This window comes from Acinetobacter sp. WA-87 (assembly GCF_039938935.1).
Lineage (GTDB): Bacteria > Pseudomonadota > Gammaproteobacteria > Pseudomonadales > Moraxellaceae > Acinetobacter > Acinetobacter seifertii.
The window spans coordinates 1-20,094 of sequence record NZ_JBDUVF010000004.1; the positions used below are offsets into that span (position 1 = coordinate 1).

The window sequence follows — 20,094 nt, forward strand, 5'->3', positions numbered from 1 at the left end:
ATGTCAGTAGAATTAATCCACCCAATCGCAATGGACCCAGGTCTACGTTTTGCGATCCGTGAAGGTGGTCGTACTGTAGGTGCTGGTGTTGTTGCGAAAGTAACTGCATAAGCATAATATAGTGACGGATTACGTCTCAAGTTGAGGGCTTTGGCTCTCAACTTGCATTATAGGTCAGTAGTTCAATTGGTAGAGCGTCGGTCTCCAAAACCGAATGTTGGGGGTTCGAGTCCCTCCTGACCTGCCATATTTTGAAATAAAAAGCTTGATGCTGGCTTAGTTGTTCATATAATAAGTCGCGAGTTCTACGACGAGTACAAAAATGTCGAATGATAAATCGCGTGACGCATTGAGCGACGCGCCAATTCCTCAAAGAAATAATTCTGCTGAAGTTGTTCGTTCTGGTTCGCCTCTAGATATTGTTCTATGGGTGATTGCAATTGCATTGTTGCTTTCGGCTACTATGGTGAATCAGCACTTGCCAGCGTATTGGGCACCTGCAAATAATGTTTGGGTCCGCGTTGGTGCAATTTTAGCTTGTATCGTTGTGGCTTTAGGTTTATTATACGCCACCCATCAAGGTAAAGGCTTCGTTCGTTTGCTAAAAGATGCACGAGTCGAATTGCGTCGAGTAACTTGGCCAACAAAACAAGAAACAGTCACTACATCGTGGCAGGTTCTATTGGTTGTAGTTGTTGCATCATTGGTTTTATGGTGCTTTGACTATGGTTTGGGTTGGTTAATTAAGTTGATTATCGGGTAAAAGAGCTATGAAACGTTGGTACATTATTCATGCCTACTCTGGCTATGAAAAACAAGTGTTGCGTTCGCTTACAGAACGAATCCAGCGTAGCGCTGTTGCTGATAGCTTTGGTGATGTCCTTGTTCCTACCGAAGAAGTGGTAGAAATGAAGGATGGCAAGAAACGTAAGTCTGAGCGTAAATTCTTTCCTGGCTATGTGTTAGTTGAAATGGAAATGAATGACGATACTTGGCATATTGTTAAAGAATGTCCGAAAGTATTAGGTTTTATCGGTGGTACACCTGAAAAACCTGCGCCAATCACTCAACGTGAAGCAGATGCGATTCTTGCGCGTGTACGTAATACTGGTGAAGCTCCACGTCCTAAGACGATGTTTGAACCAGGTGAAGAATTACTCGTTATTGATGGCCCGTTCACTGACTTTAAGGGTGTGGTGGAAGAGGTTCAATACGAAAAGTCACGTTTAACGTTGACGATTAATGTATTTAATCGACCAACTCAGGTTGAACTCGAATTTCGTCAAGTCGAAAAAACGATTTAATCTCAATTGGTTGAAAAGCGCCCGATTTTATCGGGCATTGTTGTTGTAACAGTAGTGTTGCGTAAAGATTGGGGAGCCTAGCGGCGTTTGTACCCAGAGGTATTTTAAAATGGCTAAGAAGATTGACGGCTATATCAAGCTGCAAGTTCCAGCTGGTAAAGCAAATCCATCTCCACCAATTGGTCCTGCATTAGGTCAACGTGGTGTAAACATCATGGCATTCTGTAAAGAATTCAATGCTGCTACACAAAAAGTTGAACCAGGTCTTCCAATTCCTGTAGTGATTACTGTGTACAACGACAAGTCGTTCACATTCATCATGAAAACTCCTCCAGCTTCTATTCTTCTTAAGAAAGCTGCTGGTATCCAAAAGGGTTCATCTGTACCAAACAAAACTAAAGTTGGTAAGTTGACTCGTGCTCAGTTAGAAGAAATTGCGACTACTAAAGAGCCAGATTTAACTGGTGCTGATTTAGACGCACGTGTTCGTACCATCGCTGGTTCTGCACGTTCTATGGGCTTGGAAGTGGAGCTATAAGACATGGCAAAGTTAACTAAACGTCAAAAAGCCATTGCTGCTGCTGTTGAAGCAAACAAAGTTTACACTTTGGAAGAAGCGGTAGAAGTTCTTAACAGCCTACCTGCTGCAAAATTCAAAGAATCTTTGGATGTTGCTGTAAATCTTGGTGTAGACCCACGTAAATCTGACCAGGTTGTTCGTGGCGCAACTACATTACCTGCAGGTACTGGTAAAACTGTACGTGTAGCTGTATTTGCTCAAGGCGCGCAAGCAGAAGCTGCTAAAGAAGCTGGTGCTGATGTTGTAGGTTTTGATGACCTTGCTGAAAGCATCCAAGGTGGAAACCTTGACTTTGATGTTGTAATCGCTGCTCCAGACGCTATGCGTGTTGTTGGTAAGCTCGGTACAATTCTTGGTCCACGTGGTTTAATGCCAAACCCTAAAGTTGGTACTGTAACTCCTGACGTAGCGAATGCTGTTAAAAACGCTAAATCTGGTCAGGCTCGTTACCGTGTAGACAAAGCGGGTATTATCCATGCTGCGATCGGTCAATTAGGCTTCGATGCTGCTGCTATCCGTCAAAACGTTGAAACTTTAGTTGCTGACTTGAAAAAGTTAAAACCTGCAACTTCTAAAGGTGTATACATCAAAAAGATCACTTTGAGCTCAACTATGGGTCCTGGTCTTACTGTTGATGTAAACAACGTTTCTAACTAAGTTTTAAACTTAGTAAAGAATTTTAAAGTCCTGATGAGGACAAAACTTAAATAAAAAATATTTTTATTTAAGTTTGAATGAAGCAAAGCTTTATTACTTACTTATCAGGCAGACTTTGAATTGATAAATGAGAATTTATCAGCGTCAAAGACCTCAGGCGAGAAGGCGTTATTTTTTAATAGTGACTTTTCTTAATAGCTCAGCCTGCGTAGACGCGGTGGTGTGATTTGTTCCTCCTCCGCGTGTAAGTCGAAAGGCTTGCGAATTGGGAGTGTACTTTTTTGAGTACATAAATCACCGTTAGGAGGTTTTACAATGGCTCTTCTTATTGAAAGCAAAAAACAGATCGTTGCTGAAGTAGCTCAAACTGCTTCTACAGCGTTCGCTGCCGTTGTTGCTGACTATCAAGGTTTAACCGTTGAGCAATTAACTACTCTTCGTGTTGAAGCTCGTAAACTAGGTGTTGCTACACGTGTTGTACGTAATACTTTGGCTAAACGTGCTCTTCAAGATACGCAATTTGCAATCTTGAATGACAACCTTGTTGGCCCAACAATCTTAGCATTCTCAACTTCTGAAGACGATATGGGTGCAGCTGCACGCTTGTTTGAAGAATTTGCTAAAACTAACAAAGCATTTGAATTAAAAGCTGCTGCATTTGACGGCAAACTTTATCAAGGTGCTGATGTTAGCGTAATTGCAAATCTTCCAAACCAAGAAAAAGCGCTTACTATGCTCGCATCTGTTCTTCAAGCTCCTATTTCGAAATTGGGTCGCTTACTTACAGCGCTTCAAGAGAAAAACGAGTCAGAAGCTGCTTAAGCTTAAATCTACTTTCACACCATTCAATATCCATTTGGAGTTAATCTCATGGCTTTAACAAACGAAGAAATCTTAAACGCAGTTGCTGAAAAAACTGTTCTTGAACTTGTTGAATTAATTTCTGCTTTCGAAGAGAAATTCAACGTTTCTGCTGCTGCTGTAGCTGTAGCTGCTCCTGCTGCAGGCGCTGCTGCTGCTGAAGAACAAACTGAATTCAACGTTGAGTTGACTTCTTTCGGTGCTAACAAAGTAGCTGTAATTAAAGCAGTTCGTGAAGCAACTGGCCTTGGTCTTAAAGAAGCTAAAGACCTAGTTGAAGGTGCTCCTCAAGTTCTTAAAGAAGGCGTTTCTAAAGAAGAAGGCGAAGAACTTAAGAAGAAACTTGAAGAAGCTGGTGCTACAGTTACACTTAAGTAATTGTAAAAGGAGTCGGTTTTTAAATCGGCTCCATAAAATGGCTGATGGCTCTTGGGTCATCAGCCTTTTTGCGTTACAATAATCGGCTCGATTTTTGTTAGTTTTGTTTATTTTTTAGAAAAAACTAAATAAATCAATTAATTTCAAATGCTTACCAATATTTTTCTTTTTAAAAAATATTGTTAAGTGTTTTAGTACCACTAAAAGTTGCAGCATTTGTAAGCAGTGGTGGCCATATCGGCCTGTGTAATTCCTTCTGAGCCCGTTCTGCAGGCGGGCTTGGTTTACTTTCCGAGGACTCCAGATGGCATACTCATATACCGAAAAGAAACGGATCCGTAAGAATTTTGGTAAGTTGCCCCAAGTAATGGAAGCACCGTACTTACTCTCGATTCAGGTCGATTCGTATAGAACGTTCTTGCAAGGTGGCAAATCTCCAAAAAACCGTGAAGATATCGGTCTCCAGGCCGCATTTCGTTCAGTTTTTCCTATAGAAAGTTATTCTGGCAATGCTGCTTTAGAATTTGTTGAGTATAGCCTTGGTAAGCCTGAGTTTGATGTGCGTGAATGTATTTTACGTGGTTCGACTTATGCGGCACCAATGCGCGTAAAAATTCGTTTGATTATTAAAGATCGCGAAACTAAATCAATTAAAGACGTACGTGAACAAGAAGTCTACATGGGTGAAATGCCACTCATGACTGAAAATGGTACCTTTGTAATCAATGGTACTGAGCGTGTAATCGTATCTCAATTACACCGTTCACCAGGTGTGTTCTTCGACCATGATAAAGGTAAGACTCACTCAAGTGGTAAAGTGTTGTATTCAGCACGTATCATTCCTTACCGTGGTTCATGGTTAGACTTTGAGTTCGATGCAAAAGATCTAGTTTACGTACGTATTGACCGTCGTCGTAAATTACTTGCTACTGTTGTGTTACGTGCACTAGGTTATAACAATGAACAAATCTTGAATTTGTTCTACGAAAAAGTACCTGTGTACCTAGACATGGGCAGTTATCAAATTGACCTTGTTCCTGAGCGTTTACGTGGTGAAATGGCTCAATTTGATATTACTGACAATGAAGGTAAAGTCATTGTTGAGCAAGGTAAACGTATTAACGCGCGCCATGTACGTCAAATGGAAGCTTCAGGTTTAACTAAGCTTTCAGTTCCTGATGAATACTTATATGAGCGTATTACTGCTGAAGATATTACTTTACGTGATGGTGAAGTAATTGCTGCGAATACGTTATTAAGCCATGAAGTGATGGTGAAGTTAGCGGAAGGTGGTGTTAAGCAATTTAACATCCTGTTCACAAACGACATCGATCGTGGTTCTTTTGTTGCTGATACATTGCGTGCAGACACAACAGCAGGACGTGAAGAAGCTTTAGTTGAAATTTATAAAGTAATGCGTCCAGGCGAGCCGCCAACAAAAGAAGCTGCTGAAAACTTATTCAATAACTTATTCTTCTCTTCTGAGCGTTATGACTTATCTCCAGTAGGTCGTATGAAGTTCAACCGTCGTTTAGGTCGTCCTTACGAAGTTGGTACTGATCAGAAGTCTCGTGAAGTTGAAGGTATTTTGTCGCACGAAGATATCATCGATGTATTACGTACATTGGTTGAAATCCGTAACGGTAAAGGCGAAGTAGACGATATCGACCATTTAGGTAACCGTCGTGTACGTTCTGTTGGTGAAATGACAGAGAACCAATTCCGTGTTGGTTTAGTTCGTGTTGAGCGTGCTGTTAAAGAACGTTTAAGCCAAGCAGAAACAGATAACTTGTCTCCACAAGACTTGATTAACGCTAAGCCAGTTGCTGCGGCAATCAAAGAATTCTTTGGTTCAAGCCAATTATCTCAGTTCATGGACCAAAACAACCCATTATCTGAGATTACACACAAGCGTCGTGTATCTGCGCTTGGTCCTGGTGGTTTAACACGTGAGCGTGCTGGCTTCGAAGTACGTGACGTGCATCAAACTCACTATGGTCGTGTTTGTCCAATTGAAACTCCTGAAGGTCCAAACATTGGTTTGATCAACTCGCTTTCTGTATATGCAAAAGCGAATGATTTCGGTTTCTTGGAAACACCTTACCGCCGAGTTGTAGATGGTCGTGTAACTGATGCGGTTGAATATTTATCTGCTATTGAAGAAGTAGGCACTGTTATTGCACAGGCCGATTCTGCTGTAGATAAAGATGGCAACTTAACAGAAGACTTCGTTTCTGTTCGTCACCAAGGTGAATTCGTACGTATGCCACCTGAAAAAGTGACGCATATGGACGTTTCTGCACAGCAGGTTGTATCTGTTGCTGCATCACTTATTCCATTCCTTGAACACGATGACGCGAACCGTGCATTGATGGGTTCGAACATGCAACGTCAGGCTGTTCCTACTTTACGTGCTGACAAGCCACTTGTTGGTACTGGTATGGAAGCGAACGTAGCACGTGACTCTGGTGTGTGTGTAATCGCAAATCGTGGTGGTGCAATTGAATTTGTAGATGCTTCTCGTATCGTTATTCGTGTAAACGAAGATGAGATGGTTGCTGGTGAGGCGGGTGTAGATATCTATAACCTCATCAAATATACACGTTCGAACCAAAATACTTGTATTAACCAAAATGTTATCGTGAATTTGGGCGACAAAGTTGCTCGTGGTGACATCTTGGCAGACGGTCCATCTACAGACATGGGTGAACTTGCGCTTGGTCAAAACATGCGTGTAGCGTTCATGACATGGAATGGTTACAACTATGAAGACTCGATCTTGTTATCTGAGCGTGTTCTTCAAGAAGACCGTTTAACTTCTATTCATATTCAAGAATTGTCATGTGTAGCACGTGATACTAAGTTAGGTGCAGAAGAAATTACTGCCGATATTCCTAACGTAGGTGAAGCTGCGCTTTCTAAACTTGATGAGTCAGGTATCGTTTATATCGGTGCTGAAGTTACTGCTGGTGACATCTTAGTTGGTAAAGTAACGCCTAAAGGCGAAACTCAGTTAACTCCTGAAGAAAAATTGCTTCGCGCAATCTTTGGTGAAAAAGCTGCTGACGTTAAAGATTCATCTTTACGTGTTCCATCTGGTACTAAAGGTACAGTTATCGATGTTCAAGTCTTCACTCGTGATGGCTTAGAGAAAGATGACCGTGCATTAGCGATTGAAAAAGCACAGCTTGATTCTTACCGTAAAGACTTGAAAGAAGAATATAAAATCTTCGAAGAAGCGGCTCGTGAACGTGTAATTCGTTTACTTAAAGGCCAAGAGTCTAATGGTGGTGGTTCAACTAAACGCGGTGATAAACTTTCTGAAGATTTATTATCTGGTTTAGAGCTTGTTGATTTACTTGAAATCCAGCCAACAGATGAAGCAATCGCTGAGCGTTTAACTCAAATTCAAGTGTTCTTGAAAGAGAAGAGCGCAGAAATCGATGAGAAATTTGCTGAGAAGAAACGTAAGCTTGCAACAGGTGACGAGTTAACAACTGGTGTATTGAAAGTTGTTAAGGTTTACCTAGCTGTTAAACGTCGTATTCAACCTGGTGATAAGATGGCTGGTCGTCACGGTAACAAGGGTGTTGTTTCTAACATCTTACCTGTTGAAGACATGCCACACGATGCTAACGGTGTGCCAGTAGATATCGTATTGAACCCACTGGGTGTACCATCTCGTATGAACGTGGGTCAGATTCTTGAGACTCACTTGGGTATGGCGGCTAGAGGGCTTGGTGACAAAATCGAAAAAATGTTGAAAGAACAACGTACAGTTTTAGAGCTACGTGAATTCTTAGACAAGATTTATAACAAAGTCGGTGGCGAGCAAGAAGATCTTGATAGCTTAACGGATGACGAAATCCTAGCACTTTCAGGCAACTTGCGCGCTGGTGTGCCTTTGGCTACTCCGGTATTTGATGGTGCTGAAGAAAGTCAAATTAAAGATTTACTTGAATTAGCTGACATTTCACGTACAGGTCAAACAGTATTGTTTGACGGACGTACAGGTGAACAGTTCGATCGTCCAGTAACTGTTGGTTATATGTACATGCTTAAGTTGAACCATTTGGTTGATGACAAGATGCATGCGCGTTCAACTGGTTCTTACTCACTTGTTACACAACAGCCGCTTGGTGGTAAAGCACAATTCGGTGGTCAGCGTTTCGGTGAGATGGAAGTATGGGCACTTGAAGCATACGGTGCAGCATATACCCTTCAAGAAATGCTTACAGTGAAGTCGGATGACGTTGAAGGACGTACTCGCATCTATAAGAATATTGTAGATGGTAACCATTATATGGATCCGGGTATGCCTGAATCGTTCAACGTATTGACCAAAGAGATCCGTTCTTTAGGTATCAACATTGAACTGAAAAATGGTGACTAAGTCGTAAGACTCACGATTTTTTAGGAAAAAACAATATTTGTGACCCAGTCGGGTAAGCGAGGCTTCCCGACACACGGAGAAAAAAATTGAAAGACTTGCTCGATATCATGCGTAAGAAAACGGATTCAGATGGTCATGCACCAATTGAGTTCGACCGTATCCGTATTGGTCTTGCGTCACCAGAAATGATTAAGTCATGGTCTCATGGTGAAGTTAAAAAACCTGAGACAATCAACTACCGTACGTTCAAACCAGAACGTGATGGTTTATTCTGTGCCAAAATTTTTGGTCCAGTAAAAGATTACGAATGCTTGTGTGGTAAATACAAGCGTATGAAATATAAAGGCGTCATTTGTGAAAAATGTGGCGTTGAAGTAACTACAGCGAAAGTTCGTCGTGAACGTATGGGTCACATCGAACTTGCTTCACCAGTTGCGCATATCTGGTTCTTAAAATCGTTACCAAGCCGTATCGGTTTATTACTTGATATGACTCTTCGTGATATCGAACGCGTGTTGTATTTCGAATCATACGTTGTTACTGATCCTGGCATGACGCCATTTGAAAAGTATCAACTTCTTAATGATGAAGAATACTTTACAGCTCTAGAAGAGCACGGTGACGAATTTGTTGCAAAAATGGGTGCGGAAGCTGTTCAAGACTTGTTGAAAGACATCGATCTTGAAGCTGAAATTTCACGTTTACGTGAAGAAATTCCTCAAACAACTTCTGAAACGAAGTTGAAAAAAGCGTCTAAACGCTTGAAATTGATGGAAGCATTCAAAGATTCAAACAACAAGCCTGAATGGATGGTAATGAATGTACTTCCGGTGCTTCCACCAGATTTACGTCCATTAGTTCCACTTGAAGGTGGTCGTTTCGCGACTTCTGACTTGAACGATTTATATCGTCGTGTGATTAACCGTAACAACCGTTTGAAGCGTCTTCTTGACCTTGCAGCACCAGACATTATCGTACGTAACGAAAAACGTATGTTACAAGAGTCTGTAGATGCATTGCTTGATAACGGTCGTCGTGGTCGTGCAATCACTGGTTCTAACAAACGTCCATTAAAATCTTTGGCAGATATGATCAAAGGTAAGCAAGGTCGTTTCCGTCAGAACTTGTTAGGTAAGCGTGTTGACTATTCTGGTCGTTCGGTAATTACTGTAGGTCCTACTTTACGTCTTCACCAATGTGGTCTTCCGAAGAAAATGGCACTTGAATTATTCAAACCATTTATTTTCGCGAAACTACAAGCTTCAGGTCAGGCAACAACCATTAAAGCTGCGAAGAAAATGGTTGAGCGTGAAACTCCAGAAGTTTGGGACGTTCTTGCATCTGTAATTCGTCAACATCCAGTAATGTTGAACCGTGCGCCAACACTTCACCGTTTAGGTCTTCAAGCATTTGAACCTATTCTTATTGAAGGTAAGGCAATCCGTCTTCACCCACTCGTTTGTGCTGCGTTTAACGCCGACTTCGACGGTGACCAAATGGCGGTACACGTTCCATTGACACTTGAAGCACAGTTAGAAGCTCGTGCATTGATGATGTCAACAAACAACATCTTGTCACCAGCAAACGGTGAGCCAATCATCGTTCCTTCTCAGGACGTTGTCTTGGGTCTTTACTACATCACTCGTGATGCAGTAAATGCCAAAGGTGAAGGCATGGTGTTTGCTGACACTCACGAAGTAAACCGTGCACTTGCAACTGGTCAAGTTGCGATTCATGCGCGTGTTAAAGTGCGTGTGCATCAAACTGTTATCAATGAAAATGGTGAACGTGAACACCAAACGATTATCGTTGATACAACACCAGGTCGTTGTTTACTTTGGGAAGTTGTTCCACAAGGTCTAAGCTTTGACATGATCAACCTTGAGATGACTAAAAAGAACATCTCTAAGTTAATCAACTCTTGCTACCGTAAACTTGGTTTGAAAGATACTGTTATCTTCGCTGACCAGTTAATGTACTTGGGCTTCCGTCAAGCGACTCGTTCAGGTGTATCTGTAGGTATGGAAGACATGCTCATTCCACCTACAAAACACACAATTATTGATAAAGCGGAAACAGAAGTTCGTGAAATCGAACAACAGTTCGAACAAGGTTTCGTAACTGCTGGTGAACGTTATAACAAAGTTGTCGATATCTGGGCGCGTACAAACGACCAAGTTGCGAAAGCGATGATGGATAACTTGTCTTACACTGTTGTTAAAAACAAACAAGGTGAAGACGAGAAGCAAAAATCATTTAACAGCATTTACATGATGTCTGACTCTGGTGCCCGTGGTAGTGCGGCACAGATTCGTCAGCTTGCTGGTATGCGTGGTTTGATGGCAAAACCAGATGGCTCGATTATTGAGACACCGATTAAAGCGAACTTCCGTGAAGGTTTAACAGTACTTCAGTACTTTATTTCGACACACGGTGCGCGTAAAGGTTTGGCCGATACAGCATTAAAAACTGCGAACTCTGGTTACTTGACTCGTCGTCTTGTAGACGTAGCGCAAGATTTAGTAATTACCGAACCTGACTGTGGTACAGCGGGTGGCTTGGTGATGACTCCATTCATTCAAGGTGGTGATGTTATCGAGCCATTACGTGACCGCGTATTAGGTCGTGTAACTGCTGAAGATGTACGTCGTGCATCTGATGATGAAGTTGTATTACCTCGTGGTACGTTAATTGACGAGAAAATCGCAGCTCAGCTTGAAGAAGCTGGTGTCGATGAAGTTAAAGTACGTTCAGTAATCGCATGTGAATCTACATTCGGTGTATGTGCTCGTTGTTATGGTCGTGACCTTGCACGTGGTCACTTGGTGAACCCAGGTGAATCAGTAGGTGTAATGGCTGCACAGTCAATTGGTGAACCAGGTACACAGTTAACGATGCGTACGTTCCACGTTGGTGGTGCTGCGAGCCGAACTTCTGCTGCAAACAGTGTTCAAGTACGTAACAAAGGTACTGTACGTTTCCACAACGTGAAAACTGTACAACATGCAAAAGGCCACTTGGTTTCAGTTTCACGTTCAGGTGAAATTGGTATTGCTGATGAGCTAGGTCGTGAGCGCGAACGTTATAAACTTCCTTACGGTGCAAGCATCTTGTTGAAAGATGGTGAAATGGTTGAGGCTGGTGGTATCGTTGCAACTTGGGATCCGCATACACATCCATTAGTAACAGAAGTTGCTGGTAAAGCACGTTTCAGCCAAATTGCTGATGGTGTAACTGCAACATCGAAAACTGATGATGCAACCGGTATGACAACTGTTGAAATCTTACCTGTAACAGCACGTCCTGCTTCTGGTAAAGATTTACGTCCAGCAATCGTATTAGATATGACTGATGGCACTGAACAGTTCTACTTCTTACCACAAAATACAATTGTAACTGTCCGTGATGGCGAAACAATTGGTGTGGGTGACGTTATCGGTCGTGTACCACAAGAAACATCACGTACTCGTGATATTACCGGTGGTCTTCCGCGTGTTGCTGACTTGTTCGAAGCGCGTAAACCTAAAGAGCATGCAATCTTGGCAGAAGTGTCTGGTATCGTAAGCTTTGGTAAAGAGACTAAAGGTAAGAACCGTTTAGTGATTACACCAGATGACGGCTCTGAAATTTACGAAGAGTTGATTCCAAAATGGCGTCAAATCAACGTGTTTGAAGGCGAGCATGTGAACCGTGGTGAAACTATTTCTGATGGTCCACAAAACCCGCATGACATCTTACGTTTGAAAGGTGAAGTTGCATTAACAAACTACATCGTGAACGAAGTTCAAGACGTTTACCGTCTCCAAGGTGTAAAAATCAACGATAAGCACATTGAAGTTATCGTACGTCAAATGTTGCGTAAAGTTGATATCACTGATGGTGGCGATACAAGCTTTATCAAAGGCGAGCAAGTGGATTACATTCGCGTTGTTCAAGAGAACCAAGCTGTATTGGCTCAGAACAAGTTCCCAGCTAAGTTTGAACGTCAATTGATGGGTATTACGAAAGCATCGCTTTCTACTGACTCGTTCATCTCTGCTGCATCGTTCCAGGAAACAACTCGTGTGTTAACTGAAGCTGCTGTAACAGGTAAAGAAGATGATTTACGTGGCTTGAAAGAAAACGTTGTTGTGGGCCGCTTGATTCCAGCTGGTACTGGTCTTGCGTACCACTTAGAGCGTCGTCGTCAAGAAGCAGAAGCTGCAGAACATGAGCTTCATAATGACTTCAGTGAAGTAGACCAAGCATTTAGCCAAGCATTAAACTCAGAACAATTCTAAGTTTAGATTGGCATTAAAAAAGGCACCTCAGGGTGCCTTTTTTATTTAAAGTTATTTAACAATTTTAAGTTGTAATTACATAAGAATATTAAAGAGCAAATATTTTATTACTTAAGCGGGATAAAGACTCCACATAAGCAAATTAGGCTACCTACTTATGAAAACTGGAGTAAATCGAATGAAAAAAATGATGATGATTGCAGGTGTGGGTTTAATGTCGAGCACTTTGTTTGTAGGTTGTCAAAACGCAAGTCCAGAAAGTAAGCGTATTGGTTCTGCTGCGATTGGTGGTGGTGCTGGTGGTGCAGTGGGTAAAAGCTTGGGTGGTAACCTTGGCGCAGGTTTAGGAGCTGCATTAGGTGCAGGTGTAGCTGCAAATGCAAAAGGTTCGAATAGTAAAACTACGCGTAATAGTGCAATTGGCGCAGGTGTAGGGGCACTTTTAGGTGGAGCAGTCATTGGTGGTGAGGCGGGTGCTGCCGCTGGTGGTGCACTTGGCGGTAGTGCTGGAGCTGCTTATGAGGAAAAAAAAGGGAAGTACTAAGTTAGGTTGATTGTATCTAAATTAGAAGCTCTTAGGTTTTTTGAGAGCTTCTTTTTTTGCTTAATTTATGCGCATTAAGATGAATTAATTATCGATTCTATAAGGCTTTTACAAAATATCAATCGTCCACAACAGTGTATTAACACAAACTCATAAAATTCCCCATAAAAGAAGATTATGCTTGGAATAGAGCACAATGGAGTGAGTATGGTCATGAAGAAAACAATTGGTTTAGTGTCTACTTTAGTATTATCTGCAGTTATGTTTACTGGTTGTCAAAATATGAGCCCATCTGATCAGCGTATTGGTGCTGCTGCATTAGGCGGTGCTGTGGGTGGTGGCGTAGGTAACCATGTAGGTGGTGGTTTAGGTGCGGGTGTTGGTGCAGCAGCAGGCGCTGGTGTGGGGGCAAATGCTAAAGGTAGTGATAGAAGTTCGACAACAAGCAGCGCAATTGGTGCTGGTATTGGCTCTGTCGTAGGTAAAGCAATTTTTGGTGGTGATACGGGCGCTGCAATTGGTGGTGCACTCGGCGGTGGTGCTGGCGCAGCCTATGAAGAGAAAAGATAGAATTTATTGACATAAAATAAGCGCTTTAGAGCGCTTATTTTATTGGTGGAAAGCTTTAGCTTTTTTGCGGCGGATGTAAAGAGTCTTTTGTACTTCAGCAATTCTTACTCCAGATTCATCAAAAATATTGAGATGGTATGTTCTCATAACTGGCGCATAGTTCTCGGCGAGTTCTCGAATCTGCTCAATCTCTGCTAAGTCGACTCGAATGTCAGCGTAAACGGTACTTCGTCCAGGTGATAAAAAGTTAATTTCAGCTGCTTTATCCCAAACAATATATTTGGGTCCTAGATGGTGCATAAGAATAAGCATATAGAACGGGTCTACCATTGAATAAAGACTACCGCCAAAATGTGTTCCCACTAAATTTTGGTTTTTCCAGCTAAGGGGCATTTTTACCCGAACGTGGCAAAGTTCTAAATTCATGATTTCAATATGAATCCCTGCACCACGGTAGGGAGGATAATAATTAAATAAGAATTTAGAGATAGAAGGAATGTTCTGAAGTTTTTTTAAAATAGCCATAATAGTCAATTTTTTTTATTGCAACACTGGTCATACTAGATAAGTATCATCTTTTTTATATTGATGGCAATGCTTTATCCGATTAACGACATGATCAATTGAAAAACAAAATAGGAAATGATTATGCAGCCAAAGATTTATACAGTAACAACAACTGATCAACAAACCCTATGTGCCAAGGCTTGGGGCGATGAGAAAAAGACCCCATTAATTTTAGTCCATGGTTATCCTGATAATCAGGAAGTATGGGAATCGGTCATTGAATATTTAATTAATGATTTTTATATCGTTACTTATGATGTCCGTGGAGCGGGTTTGTCATCTATTCCTAAACGGATACGCGATTATCGTTTAGAGCGCTTATCTTTAGATTTAAAAGAAGTCGTCGATGAAGTGCTGCCAAATCGACAGTTCCATATGGCTGCACATGATTGGGGTTCGATTCAGTCGTGGGAGTCTGCAACTGAACCTAAATTTAAAGGCCGCTTGTTATCTTATACAACCATTTCTGGTCCTTGTTTAGATCACGCTGCGTTGTTCTTAAGAGATAAACTTAAAACGTCTCCTGCAAAGATCTTAAAAATTTTAACAAAATCATGGTATATCGGTGCCTTCCATTTACCATTTGTCGCGCCAACAGTATGGTCTCTTTTTAGCCCAGAAAAGTGGGGTAAAATATTAAAAGACTTAGAGCGAAAAGATAATTTACCGTTAAATAATAATATTTCTGCTGATGGTAAATACGGGATTAATTTATATCGTGCTAATTTTATTCCTCGCTTAACAGCACCTCGTCAGCGTTATGCACAGTGTCCAGTTAAAGCAATTATTTTAAAATATGATACTTTTGTGAGCCCTGAATATATTACGGAAGCGATGCCAAAATGGGTTGAAAACTTTGAGTATGTTGAGCTTGAAGCAAACCATTGGGCTATTTTAAGTCAAGCTGAGAAAGTAGCAGCTCATATTCGTCAGTTTATTCAATCACAAAGCAAATAAGTGATTGTTTAATATACAAAACTGCTAATTTGGCGATATTTTCGGCTTCGTAGATGCGAATCTGATAGAATATCGCCTTTTATTTTGTTCTGAATTTGTTGATGAATGCTGTTGTTGTGGCGATTGCTGTGATGTTTTTACTCTCACTAGCACGTGTTTCTGTCGTATTGACATTAGTGGTTTCTGCCATTGTTGGTGGTCTTGTCTCGGGTTTAAGTCTTTCTCAAACTGTTGATGCTTTTAATGCAGGCCTTGGTGATGGTGCTGAAGTTGCGCTCGCTTATGCCGTATTAGGTGCATTTGCACTTGCTCTTTCTAAATCGGGTTTACCTGACCTACTTGCCCATAAGCTGATTGGTTTATTAGGAATGGAAGCGGGGAAAAGCCGTGAAACCAAAGTAAAATATTTACTCTTAGGCATTCTACTTATTTCTGCAATTTTCTCTCAAAACCTGATTCCGGTTCATATCGCATTTATTCCTGTACTCGTACCGCCATTATTACGAGTCATGAATCACTTGAAACTAGACCGTCGCGCAGCAGCTTGTATTCTGACTTTGGGCTTGGTAGGTACCTATATTTTTCTACCTGTTGGTTTTGGTGCGATTTTCCTTGAACAAATTTTGATGGGGAATATCAACAAAATCGGTGCTGCTTATGGTTTACATGTAGAACGAGGCATGATGCCAATTGGCATGGCAATTCCAGTTTTAGGTATGGTGTTAGGTACTTTAGTTGCGGTATTTATTAGTTACCGTAAACCAAGAATTTATGCTGATCGAGCTATTACTCCTGTAACCACAATTGATTTAGATAAACCTCTACGTGCAACAGTACAAGATGAAACAGCAGATCTAAAAGCAGATGCAGAAGAACTTAAACATGAAGCAGAACAAGCTCCTGTCATTGCGAAAAAAACAATTTTCATGGCTTTACTGGCGATAGGTCTCACTTTAGTTGCACAGCTTTATTCTGGCTCAATGATTTTAGGTGGTCTAGTGGGCTTCGCAATTTTGTCTACAGCAGGCATTTTTAAATGGCAAGATGCAGATGATGTGTTCGTACAAGGTATGCGAATGATGGCTCTAGTCGGCTTTATTATGATCTCTGCTGCGGGTTTTGCATCAGTCATGACGCATACGGGTGATATTAATCAACTGGTAAAAGGTGTGGTTGAAATTATTGGTGATAATCGTGCCCTTGCGGCTTTCTTAATGCTTTGTATTGGTTTGTTTGTCACGATTGGTATCGGTTCATCTTTCTCTAGTGTTCCTGTCTTGGCAGTGATTTACGTTCCTTTATGCGTACAGTTTGGTTTTTCACCATTAGCAACGATTGCACTGATAGGTACAGCTGCGGCTTTAGGTGATGCAGGCTCTCCAGCTTCTGATTCAACGCTAGGGCCTACAGCTGGTTTAGGTGTTGATGGGCAACATGACCATATTTGGGATACTGTTATTCCAACATTTATTCATTTTAATATCCCTCTACTCGTTTTTGGCTGGATTGCAGCTATGATTTTATAATTTTTCATAATATATTAAATTTAAAGCCTTCTTAATAATTATCCAAAGGTGATCATTAAGAAGGCTTTTTTTATGGAATAAATAAAACATGTATTCAAAATAAATTATATTAAAATGCTCGGATTTAAAAGTATATTAAAAAGGTTGGTTATATAAAATAATTCTGATTAATAAGGTTGGAATAAAAACCAATTAAAATAGTTGGTTAATATATAATTTTATTTAAAACAGTTATTTAAAAATAAATATAAAAATAATTTTATAATAGGTGTTGCATCAATTTAAAATAAATGTTTATTATAAATATAAATAAGGTTGGAGATATTAAAGTGTTCAAGAAAGCGTTGGTTATTGCATTAATGGGGATGTCTTCATTTACTTTTGCTGGTAATTGGCAAGTAAAATTTGGTGGTAGTGTTATTGCTCCATCTGACGATACAACAACTCCTTTAGGCGTAGTAAAAGCTGATCATGAATATGCATTTACACCATCAGTTGAATACTTTTTTGGCGAATCTCCTTTTTCGGCTGAATTATTATTAGCAGCGCCCGTCAATCATGATGTTTTATTAGATGGTAAGAATGCCGCTCGTATTAAACAATTACCACCAACAATTACTGCAAAATATCATTTTAAAAACTCAACTCGTTTCACACCGTATATTGGTATAGGGGCGACAGCATTCATTCCTTGGGATGAGCAAGGCGTTGCTGTGAAAGTAAAAGAAGATTTTGGTATAGCTGGGCAAGTTGGTTTTAACTTTCAGCCTGCTGATGCGAAAAACTGGGGAGTATTTGTAGATGTTCGTTATGCAGATATTAGCCCCGAAGTAACAATTGATCCTTCAATTGCTAATTATAAGTTCGATTTAAATATTAACCCATTTGTTTATACTTTAGGTTATAGCTATAGATTTTAAGCATAATAATAAATAGAAAGAATATAATAACAAACCTAGACTCAGGCACCTCACATAGATTTTATGTGAGGTTTTTTATTTTTAACATCACTAAAAAAAGCATAAAACAGACAGTTTTCTACATATTCTTTCACCTTTTATTTTTAAACTATTTTTTATATATCTTTAAAGGAATAATCTCATGAATAGAAAATTTGCCATAGCTCTAGCACTTTTTAGTGGTATGGCTTTTGCCCATAATGTACAGGCTGCTAGTTTTTCGTGTAATGCTGCAAAAACTAAGACAGAACTGAGTATTTGTAAAAACCGCTCTTTAAATGATGCAGATGTGAAAATGGCAACAACCTATCAAATTGTTTTACATGCATTACCGATGGGAGGCAGAGATAATCAAAAAGATACTCAACAACAATGGTTGAAAAAAAGAAATGCCTGCGCTGCCAACGTTAGTTGTATTTCCAAAGCTTATCAGCAGAGACAACAACAGTTGGATTCTATCCTGCAAGATAGAGTGTTAAGCCATGGCCCATTTTAATTAAAGTAAAATTTTTTAATATTCAGGATTGAAAAATTCTAGAAATACTCCATTCATAAAGCATTCGAGAACAAACAGACTTCAAAATTTAAGGAGTGATTTATGAGTGAACAAGCATCACAAAATTATAGTTTCCAAGCAGAAGTAGCACAGCTTTTACATTTAGTGACGCATTCTCTCTATTCTAACCCTGAAATTTTCTTGCGTGAGCTGATCTCTAATGCATCTGATGCATGTGATAAGTTACGTTTTGAAGGAATCAATCATCCTGAATATTATGAAAATGATCCAGATTTACATGTACGAATCAGCTTAAATAAAGAAGATAAAACCTTAACGATCTCTGATAACGGTATTGGTTTAAGCCAACAAGAAGCAATTGATAACTTGGGTACCATTGCAAAATCTGGGACTAAAGACTTCATGTCAAAATTGACAGGCGATCAGAAAGCAGATGCTCAGCTGATTGGTCAGTTTGGTGTGGGTTTTTACTCAGGTTTTATTGTTGCAGATAAAATTACGGTTGAATCACGTCGTGCAGGCTCAGATGCATCTGAAGGTGTACGTTGGATTAGTGGTGGTACTGGCGAGTTTGAAGTTCAGCAAATTGATAAAGCTTCACGTGGTACTGACATTATTCTTCACTTGCGTGATGACGCGCTTGATTATTTAGAATCTTATAAAGTTAAGCAGATCGTTAACAAATACTCTGACCACATTAGTTTGCCAATTGAAATGCAAAAAGAAGTTTGGCAGGAAGAAGAGGCTGCTGAGGGTGAAGAGCCTAAAGGTGGTCAAATGGTCAAAACTGACGAGTGGGAAGCGATTAACTCTGCAAGTGCTTTATGGACCCGTAACAAAAGTGAAGTGACAGATGAGCAATATGTTGAGTTTTATAAAAACTTAACGCATGACTTTGATGCACCACTCGCTTGGGCGCATAACCGAGTTGAAGGTAGTACTGAATATACCCAATTACTTTATATTCCAAGCAAAGCTCCTCATGACATTTTTACACGTGAAGCAAAAGCGGGAATTAAGCTATATGTAAAACGTGTCTTCATTATGGATGATGCAGATAACTTAATTCCAAACTATTTACGCTTTGTACAAGGTGTGGTGGATAGTGCAGATTTACCGCTGAATGTTAGCCGTGAGTTATTGCAAGAAAGCCGTGACGTTAAAACAATTCGTGAAGGTAATGCACGCCGTGTATTGACTGTACTTGATGGTTTGGCTAAATCAGAAGATGAAAAAGACCAAGAAAAGTTCAAAGCGTTCTACACTGAGTTTGGCTCAGTACTTAAAGAAGGTTTGGGTGAAGACTTTGGTAATCGCGAACGTATTTTAAAATTATTACGTTATGCAACTTCAACAAATGATGAAGTCGTAACTTCTTTTGCAGACTATAAAGCTCGCATGAAAGAAGGCCAAAAAGCTATTTATTATGTGACTGCTGACAGCTTAGCTGCTGCTAAAAACTCACCACAGCTTGAGTTGTTTAAGAAAAAAGGCATTGAAGTATTGTTAATGGCAGAGCGTGTTGACGAATGGGCAATGAATTTTGTTCAAGAGTTTGACGGTACTCCATTGAAGAATGTTTCTAAAGGCGCGGTTGATTTAGGTGACTTGCAAGATGCAGAAGAGAAAAAGGCACTTGAGCAAGCGGCTGAACAATTTAAGCCTGTGGTTGAAAAGCTAAGTGACTCATTGAAAGCCAAAACTAAAGAAGTACGTGTAACAACCCGATTGGTCGACTCTCCAGCGTGTTTAGTAACAAGTGAAGGTGAATTATCACCGCAACTTATTCGTATGCTGAAACAAGCAGGTCAAGCTGTTCCTGAAATCAAGCCAATTTTAGAAATTAACCCTGAGCATCCTTTGGTGAAAAAACTTGAAGGCTCGGAACAATTTGATGATTTGGCGAACGTGATTTTTGATCAGGCTGTGATTGCTGAAGGTGGTTTACCAGAAGACCCAGCAGCTTATGTGAAGCGTATTAATAGCTTGTTGTTGAAATAA

At 40.3% G+C, this 20,094-nt stretch carries 16 protein-coding genes, 1 tRNA gene and 1 pseudogene; 17 read left to right on the top strand and 1 reads right to left on the bottom strand.

Annotation, left to right across the window (positions count from 1 at the left end):
- The 12 genes and pseudogenes from ABFY81_RS12485 to ABFY81_RS12540 all read left to right on the top strand — a co-directional run.
- Positions 1-111 (top strand): annotated as a pseudogene (locus ABFY81_RS12485) (elongation factor Tu); the annotation flags it as partial.
- A gap of 60 nt (positions 112-171) precedes the next feature.
- Positions 172-247, top strand: a tRNA-Trp gene (locus ABFY81_RS12490).
- Between the two features lie 75 nt (positions 248-322).
- Positions 323-763, top strand: a complete 441-nt coding sequence (secE, locus tag ABFY81_RS12495) for a preprotein translocase subunit SecE (RefSeq protein ID WP_004699177.1) — start codon at positions 323-325, stop codon at positions 761-763.
- A gap of 7 nt (positions 764-770) precedes the next feature.
- Complete coding sequence (nusG, locus tag ABFY81_RS12500; protein WP_003654499.1) at positions 771-1,304, top strand: transcription termination/antitermination protein NusG; 534 nt, start codon at positions 771-773, stop codon at positions 1,302-1,304.
- Between the two features lie 109 nt (positions 1,305-1,413).
- Positions 1,414-1,842, top strand: a complete 429-nt coding sequence (gene rplK, locus ABFY81_RS12505) for a 50S ribosomal protein L11 (protein ID WP_001074682.1) — start codon at positions 1,414-1,416, stop codon at positions 1,840-1,842.
- A 3-nt stretch (positions 1,843-1,845) separates the two neighbouring features.
- Positions 1,846-2,541 carry a 50S ribosomal protein L1 gene (gene rplA, locus ABFY81_RS12510; RefSeq protein ID WP_004699173.1) on the top strand — a complete coding sequence of 232 codons (696 nt, stop codon included), beginning with the start codon at positions 1,846-1,848 and terminating at the stop codon, positions 2,539-2,541.
- 315 nt (positions 2,542-2,856) lie between these two features.
- Complete coding sequence (gene rplJ, locus ABFY81_RS12515) at positions 2,857-3,363, top strand: 50S ribosomal protein L10 (protein WP_004699170.1); 507 nt, start codon at positions 2,857-2,859, stop codon at positions 3,361-3,363.
- Positions 3,364-3,411: 48 nt separating this feature from the next.
- Positions 3,412-3,780 carry a 50S ribosomal protein L7/L12 gene (rplL, locus tag ABFY81_RS12520; protein ID WP_004699168.1) on the top strand — a complete coding sequence of 123 codons (369 nt, stop codon included), beginning with the start codon at positions 3,412-3,414 and terminating at the stop codon, positions 3,778-3,780.
- A gap of 304 nt (positions 3,781-4,084) precedes the next feature.
- Positions 4,085-8,173, top strand: coding sequence for a DNA-directed RNA polymerase subunit beta (rpoB, locus tag ABFY81_RS12525; RefSeq protein ID WP_004699165.1), 4,089 nt, complete (start codon positions 4,085-4,087; stop codon positions 8,171-8,173).
- Positions 8,174-8,259: 86 nt separating this feature from the next.
- Entirely contained in the window at positions 8,260-12,453 is a 4,194-nt protein-coding gene (rpoC, locus tag ABFY81_RS12530) for a DNA-directed RNA polymerase subunit beta' (protein ID WP_004699163.1), read from the top strand.
- 178 nt (positions 12,454-12,631) lie between these two features.
- The gene (locus ABFY81_RS12535; protein ID WP_004699161.1) at positions 12,632-12,997 is read left to right on the top strand and encodes a hypothetical protein; all 366 of its coding nucleotides are present in this window, start codon (positions 12,632-12,634) and stop codon (positions 12,995-12,997) included.
- 213 nt (positions 12,998-13,210) lie between these two features.
- Complete coding sequence (locus tag ABFY81_RS12540) at positions 13,211-13,567, top strand: hypothetical protein (RefSeq protein WP_025465051.1); 357 nt, start codon at positions 13,211-13,213, stop codon at positions 13,565-13,567.
- A gap of 39 nt (positions 13,568-13,606) precedes the next feature.
- Here the strand turns inward: ABFY81_RS12540 and ABFY81_RS12545 are convergent, their stop codons facing one another.
- The gene (locus ABFY81_RS12545; RefSeq protein WP_347913887.1) at positions 13,607-14,092 is read right to left on the bottom strand and encodes a DUF4442 domain-containing protein; all 486 of its coding nucleotides are present in this window, start codon (positions 14,090-14,092) and stop codon (positions 13,607-13,609) included.
- A gap of 117 nt (positions 14,093-14,209) precedes the next feature.
- On the opposite strand from ABFY81_RS12545, the gene ABFY81_RS12550 reads away from it, so the two are divergent.
- From ABFY81_RS12550 to htpG, 5 genes are all read left to right on the top strand, one after another.
- Entirely contained in the window at positions 14,210-15,091 is an 882-nt protein-coding gene (locus tag ABFY81_RS12550) for an alpha/beta fold hydrolase (RefSeq protein ID WP_347913888.1), read from the top strand.
- Positions 15,092-15,192: 101 nt separating this feature from the next.
- Positions 15,193-16,617, top strand: a complete 1,425-nt coding sequence (locus ABFY81_RS12555) for a Na+/H+ antiporter NhaC family protein (RefSeq protein WP_004699154.1) — start codon at positions 15,193-15,195, stop codon at positions 16,615-16,617.
- A gap of 329 nt (positions 16,618-16,946) precedes the next feature.
- Positions 16,947-17,537: an OmpW family outer membrane protein gene (locus ABFY81_RS12560; protein WP_191000806.1), complete on the top strand. Its 591-nt coding sequence runs from the start codon at positions 16,947-16,949 to the stop codon at positions 17,535-17,537.
- Positions 17,538-17,718: 181 nt separating this feature from the next.
- Entirely contained in the window at positions 17,719-18,072 is a 354-nt protein-coding gene (locus ABFY81_RS12565; RefSeq protein WP_004699150.1) for a lysozyme inhibitor LprI family protein, read from the top strand.
- Positions 18,073-18,174: 102 nt separating this feature from the next.
- Positions 18,175-20,094, top strand: coding sequence for a molecular chaperone HtpG (htpG, locus tag ABFY81_RS12570; RefSeq protein ID WP_191028700.1), 1,920 nt, complete (start codon positions 18,175-18,177; stop codon positions 20,092-20,094).